This is a genomic window from Rhizobacter sp. P1_G5, assembly GCF_056405435.1.
On record NZ_JBFUCB010000383.1, the window covers coordinates 1 to 5,888 of the forward strand.

A 5,888-nucleotide genomic window follows, 5' to 3' on the forward strand; every position below is an offset into this window, starting at 1 on the left:
GTAGCTGGCCAGCCCGATGCGCCCGAGCGCGCGCGATTCGTCGCTGCGGAATTCGCCGCCCGCCACCAGCGAGGCCAGGAGTTCGTCGGCCTCGACGAAGGCCAGCTGGGTCGCCAGCTGAAACGCGCGTTGGCCCGGTTCGAGATCCGCATGCAAGGTCAGCAGCCGTGACCGCGGGTCGTAGCTGCGCAGGCCGGGCAGCGCATCGGCCGCTGCGGTGCGCGTCGAGATGCGGTGCTTCAGCAGCAAGTGCCGCTCGAGCCGCCCGGCGAGGTCGCGGGCCAGCAGCGAGGGCGGGTCCAGCTCGGCATGCGTGGCCTCGGCCAGCTCGTCGAGCTCGGCGACGTGGTTGTGGCGCGCGTAGAAGAAGTCGCGCACTTCCTCGTGCGGCTGGGTCGGACCGAGGCCGGGCCGGGCATCGCGGTCGCCCAGGCCGACGGCCATCGCTTCGAGGCGCTCCTGCGCATCGCGGGCCACCTTGTGCAGCTGGAGCATGCGATTCGCGAGCGCCGGCATCTGCTGCGCGAGGGCCAGCACCTCCGCATGCGGGATCGCGGCACCGCCATCGGCGACCACGTCGTGCAATTGCGCCATCAGGCGCGCCTCTTCACTCTCGGAGAAGAACTGCAGGTCGACGCCGAGCGCCGACTGCAGCTTCAGCAGCACCGGCACCGACAGCGGGCGCTGGTTGTTCTCGAGCTGGTTGACGTAGCTGGCCGACAGCTCCAGCGATTCGGCCAGCGCGGCCTGCGTCAGGCCGCGCTGCTCACGCAGCGTGCGCAGGCGCACGCCGAGGAAGGTCTTGCGCATGGTGGTTGAGACCCGATGTGCTTCACGCCGCGGCGAGCCGCTCCTTTGCCAGCTTCGTGCCTTTGGCCAGCGCTTCCAGCTTGCGCCAAGCCACGTCCCGCCCCATCGGTGCCAGGCCACAGTTGGTGCACGGGAACAGCCGCTCCTTCGGCACGAACTGCAGCGCGCGGCCGATGGTGTCCGCCACTTCCTCGGGTGTCTCGACGACATCGCTGGCCACATCGATCACGCCGACCATCACGTCCTTGCCGGCCAGCAACTTCATCAGGTCGGGCGGCACATGGGAGTGGATGCATTCCAGGCTCACCTGGTCGATGCGGCTGCGGGCCAGCGCGGGGAACACCGCCTCGTACTGGCGCCATTCGTCGCCCAGCGTGCTCTTCCAGTCGGTGTTGGCCTTGATGCCGTAGCCGTAGCAGATGTGCACGGCCGTCGTGCAGGTCAAGCCCTGTGCGGCGCGCCCGAGCGCCTGCACGCCCCAGTCGGCAGCGTCCTTCATGTAGACGTTGAACGCGGGTTCGTCGAACTGGATGATGTCCACGCCGTCGGCCTGCAGCGCGAGCGCTTCCTGGTTCAGCAGTTCCGCAAATGCGAAGGCCATCTTGATCTTGTCACCGTAGAAGCGATCCGCCACGGTGTCGACGATGGTCATCGGGCCGGGCAGCGTGAACTTCAGCTTCTTCTTCGTGTGCGCGCGCGCCAGTTGTGCCTCGAACGCATGCACGCGGCCCTTCAGGCGCAGCGCGGAAACCACCTGCGGCACCATCGCGTCGTAGCGGTTGTCGCGGATGCCCATCTTCACCTTGTGCTCGAAGTCGATGCCCTCGACCTGCTCGAGGAAGCCGTGCACGAAATGTTGGCGCGATTGCTCGCCGTCGCACACGATGTCCAGGCCTGCATCTTCCTGGGCCTTGATCCACAGCAGCGTTGCATCGGCCTTGGCCTGGCGAAGCGCATCGCCTTCRGCCTTCCAYTGCGGCCAGAGCTTGTTGGTTTCRGMSAGCCAGGCGGGTTTSGGCAGGCTGCCGGCGATGGAGGTTTCAAACATGATTGGCAGCCCATTGTTCAAGGACATTCTTGTACGGCTTGATGAAGTGCTCTTCTGCAAATTTCCCCTGCTTGACAGCCAGCTGGCTGCGCTCTTCCCGGTCGTAGACGATCTGCGTCAATGAGTAGTCCCCGTGCTTCAGGCTCGGTCGATAGACCTTCCCGGCCGCCGAGTTGGCGTTGTAGAGCTCGGGGCGGTAGATCCGCTGGAAGGCTTCCATCGTGGCGACGGTGCCGATCAGCTCGACGTTCGAGTAGTCGCCCAGCAGGTCGCCGCGGAAATAGAACGCCAGGGGCGCCACGCTGTCAGGCGGCATGAAGAAGCGAACCTGCATGCCCATCTTGGCGAAGTACTGGTCGGTCGATGACAGCGCATCCTGCTGGTACTCGATGCCCAGGATGGGGTGGTGATTGCCGTTTCGGCGATAGGTCTTGCTGGTCGAGGCGCTGATGCAGATGACCGGCGCCTTCTTGAAGCGCTCCTTGTAGGTGCTCGAGTTGACGAACTGCTTGAACAGCTTGCCATGCAGGTCGCCGAAATCGTCCGGCGTGCCGAACTGCGCGCGATCGGCGTTGTAGGCCGGGAGCAGCACGCTGAAGTCGTAGTCGCGCACGTAGGAGGAGAAATTGTTCCCCACGATGCCGCGAGTACGCGTGTTGTGCCGCTTGTCGAGAACGATGGTTTCCAGGATCTCGATCAACGGGAATGCGGGACTGCTTTCCGTGGCGCCGAAGCTCATCTCGACCGAGATGATCTCGAGTTCGACGGCGTAGCGGTCTGCCTCCGGGTTGTCCCAATGCGCCAGGTCGTTGAAGCGGTTGTCGATCATCCGCAGTGTGTTGCGCAGGTTCTGCTGCCGGCTCGCCCCCCGGGCCAAGTTGGCAAAGTTGGTGGTGATGCGCGTGCTGTCCGCTGGCTGATAGTTCTCATCGAAACGGATGCTCTTGAGGCGGAAGCTGAGTTCTTCGTTCATTGTGTTCTGGTGACCTGATTGCCGGGGAATGCTGATGCCGTGTTTCAGGCTGCGACCACTTCCTTCACTGGTGCAGGACTGCCGTGGCGCGTCAATGCGATCAAGGGCAGTGCTCGTTGCACCGCAAGCCGAGTCCGCTCGACGACGGCCTCGTCCCGCAGGCGGTAGTCCAGGAAATCCTTGTCGGTCGCGTAGACGCCCAGCGGCAAGGTGCGTGCTTGGAAAAAGCTGAACAGCGGCCGCAATTGGTGGTCGATCACCAGGGCATGGCGCTCGCTGCCGCCGGTGGCCGCCAGCAGGACGGGCTTGTCGATCAATGCGTCCTGGTGAATGAAGTCGAAGAAGTGCTTGAACAGCCCCGTGTAGGAGCCACGGTAGACCGGCGTTGTCACCACCAGCAGGTCTGCCTGCTCGACCATGGCCAGTTCGCGCTCCACGGTGTCGGGCAGTTGGGAACGCCAGACCGCGCCAGCCAACTGCGGTGCGAGCTGACCCAGTTCGACCAGGCGGCGCTCGCACGGAACATCCTTGGCGATCAGGTCCAGCAGGTGCTCTGCCAGGGCTGCAGCCTTGGACGGTCGTTGCAACCCGCCGGAGACCGCCACGACGCGGAGGGGGCGTGTCATTTCTGCTTTCATGGACCGGGATGCTAGGGAAGATGGGTCATGACGTAAAATGGTTTTATTTCACAAATCCATGAGCGGAATTCATCTGAATGCTTGAGCGCATCCACCTCAGCATCGTTCAGCAGGTCGAGAAGCAAGGGTCGTTGACGGCCGCCGCGGGCGTGCTGAGCCTCACCCAGTCGGCCCTGAGCCACAGCATGAAGAAGCTGGAGCAGCAACTGGGCACCGACGTCTGGCTGCGCGAAGGTCGAAGCCTGCGCCTGACGCAGGCCGGGCAGTACCTGCTGGCGGTGGCGAACCGTGTGCTGCCGCAACTGGACCTGGCCGAGGAGCGCCTGGGCCAGTTCGCGCAGGGCGAGCGCGGCGCGTTGCGCATCGGCATGGAATGCCACCCTTGCTACCAGTGGCTGCTCAAGGTGGTGTCGCCGTACCTCGCCACGTGGCCCGACGTGGACGTGGACGTCAAGCAGAAGTTCCAGTTCGGCGGGATCGGCGCGCTCTTCGGCTACGAGATCGACCTGCTGGTCACGCCCGACCCGCTCCACAAGCCGGGCCTGAAGTTCGAGCCGGTGTTCGACTACGAGCAGGTGCTCGTGGTGGCCAAGGGCCATGCCCTGGCTTCGGCAGCCTACGTGAAGCCGCAGCAGCTGACCCAGGAAGTGCTCATCAGCTACCCGGTGGACATCGAGCGCCTCGACATCTACAACCAGTTCCTGTTGCCGGCCGGTGTCACGCCCAGGCGCCACAAGGCCATCGAGACCACCGACATCATGCTGCAGATGGTGGCCAGCGGCCGCGGCGTGGCCGCCCTGCCGCGCTGGCTGGTCGAGGAGTACTCGGCCAGGATGGAGGTGGTGCCCGTGCGGCTCGGCGCGCGCGGCATCGCCAAGCAGATCTTCCTGGGGGCGCGAGAAGCGGACACCGCCATCGACTACGTGCGGGCCTTCATCGAACTGGCCCGCCAGCCCGCCATCGGCAGGAACCTTGGGTCATTCCGACAAACCCCAGCCCGCTGACCCTGACCGCCATTCAAGGGCCGCAAGTGCTCAAGGGAGGTGCGTCAGTGCAGGTTGATCGCCACGATGCTGCGCTGCCCCTTGATGTACAGCACCCCATTCGCCGACAACGCCAGAGATCCGGAAGCCGCGTACGACCAGACTGGCGCGTGGGTGCTCCGGTCGATCGCGAAGGTCGTCGTGTCGGTGCTCACGAACACCAGGTTGCTGGTCACCAGCACGTCGCTGACGAACTTGGCATTGCCGGGGGGTGGCGCCCAGGTCCACAGCTTGGTGCCGCTCGCCTCGTCGTAGGCCTCCAGGAGGAACGGCGAGTTGTTGGACGCGTACAAGGTGCCGGCGGCGTAGGCCGGATTGCCGGAGTAGGCACCCCGGATCGCCCAGCGGACCGTCCGGTTCGAGGTGTCGAAGTTGACGATCGAGTTGCTGGCTTGATTGCTGAGGTTGCCGGCGTACACGTTGTTGGCCGCGCCCAGCACCGGCGCGCCTGCTGTCGTGTAGCCATTCCACGCATACGTGGGATCGTTGATGCTGCCAACCAGCGCACCGGTCTGGCTGTCGTAGACGCCCAGCGTGCCGCCGACATAGGAGTACGCGTAGTTCGCATCGACCGCCGGGGTCCACCCGTCGAACTGGCCGACGTTGGCGAAGAACTGCGTCGCCCCGGTCGTCGTGTCGAACGCGTACATGCCGCCAAAGGTGCCGCCGTCCGTATAGACCCGCCCGTTGAGGATGGTCGGCGCGAAATAGCGATCCCATTGCGAGGACATCGAAGCCTTGAAGAGCTGTGTGCCGCTGGCCGCATCGAAGGAGAACATGTACGTCGAGCTCTGCGACCCGGCGGCGATGAAGACCTTGCCGCCCGAGAACGCGGGCGGATTGGTGGTCGCGTATTCCAGGTCGCCGAACGAGTGGCTCCACACCTTGCTGCCGTCGTCTTCCTTGTACGCAAACAGTTCGTGGCCGGAGGCGCTGGCATTCCACCAGGGGCCGCTCGCGACGTAGAACATGCCTGCGCCTGTGGTCAGTACGGAAGGGGACCATTGCGTCCCTGCGTAGGCCGGCGCATTCCATTTCCAGCGCGGATTGAAGGCGGACGCATTCAGCGTGGCCGGCACGAATCCGGTGTGCGACGCATTGCCTTGGAAGGTGCCCCAGTCCGGCGCGCCCGACAAGGGCGCGAGTGGCGACAGGTTGAAGGTCGCAACGCTACCGTCCGGCGACAGGACTTCGATGTCGTAGGGCAGCGTGAACGGCGCGCCGGCCAATGGGTGGTCGCAATTGACGTCCGTGCAGACGTTGATCGCGAAATTGCCGGAGTAGTGCCCGATCGCCAGGCTCTTGAGCGGCTTGGCCACCACGGTGAACGTGCCGTCGGTACTCGTCGTGATGCGCACGGGCGATTCGACCACCGC

At 64.9% G+C, this 5,888-nt stretch carries 6 protein-coding genes; 1 reads left to right on the forward strand and 5 read right to left on the reverse strand.

What is annotated here, in order from left to right; all coding sequences use genetic code 11:
- The 4 genes from AC1D12_RS22390 to msuE form a co-directional block, all read right to left on the reverse strand.
- Window positions 1-810 (reverse strand): helix-turn-helix domain-containing protein (locus AC1D12_RS22390; RefSeq protein ID WP_477842935.1); only part of this gene is annotated, 810 nt, incomplete at its 3' end.
- A 22-nt stretch (window positions 811-832) separates the two neighbouring features.
- Window positions 833-1,858 carry a methionine synthase gene (locus AC1D12_RS22395; RefSeq protein WP_477842937.1) on the reverse strand — a complete coding sequence of 342 codons (1,026 nt, stop codon included), beginning with the start codon at window positions 1,856-1,858 and terminating at the stop codon, window positions 833-835.
- The gene (locus AC1D12_RS22400) at window positions 1,851-2,831 is read right to left on the reverse strand and encodes a DUF1852 domain-containing protein (RefSeq protein ID WP_477826815.1); all 981 of its coding nucleotides are present in this window, start codon (window positions 2,829-2,831) and stop codon (window positions 1,851-1,853) included. The genes AC1D12_RS22395 and AC1D12_RS22400 overlap by 8 nt, the downstream gene beginning before the upstream one ends.
- Before the next feature lie 44 nt (window positions 2,832-2,875).
- On the reverse strand, window positions 2,876-3,457 hold the full coding sequence (msuE, locus tag AC1D12_RS22405; protein WP_465114286.1) for an FMN reductase: 582 nt from the start codon (window positions 3,455-3,457) through the stop codon (window positions 2,876-2,878).
- Window positions 3,458-3,546: 89 nt separating this feature from the next.
- On the opposite strand from msuE, the gene AC1D12_RS22410 reads away from it, so the two are divergent.
- Window positions 3,547-4,473 carry a LysR family transcriptional regulator gene (locus AC1D12_RS22410; RefSeq protein WP_465114279.1) on the forward strand — a complete coding sequence of 309 codons (927 nt, stop codon included), beginning with the start codon at window positions 3,547-3,549 and terminating at the stop codon, window positions 4,471-4,473.
- Window positions 4,474-4,517: 44 nt separating this feature from the next.
- Here AC1D12_RS22410 and AC1D12_RS22415 read toward each other — a convergent pair.
- Window positions 4,518-5,888, reverse strand: a 1,371-nt coding sequence (locus AC1D12_RS22415) for an outer membrane protein assembly factor BamB family protein (RefSeq protein WP_477842939.1), incomplete at its 5' end; no start/stop codon positions are given.

Bases quoted from the DNA above. Each gene is read 5' to 3' on its own strand.
- AC1D12_RS22400 (WP_477826815.1), bottom strand. From the start codon at position 2,831: ATGAACGAAGAACTCAGCTTCCGCCTCAAGAGCATCCGTTTCGATGAG.
- msuE (WP_465114286.1), bottom strand. From the start codon at position 3,457: ATGACACGCCCCCTCCGCGTCGTGGCGGTCTCCGGCGGGTTGCAACGA.
- AC1D12_RS22410 (WP_465114279.1), top strand. From the start codon at position 3,547: ATGCTTGAGCGCATCCACCTCAGCATCGTTCAGCAGGTCGAGAAGCAA.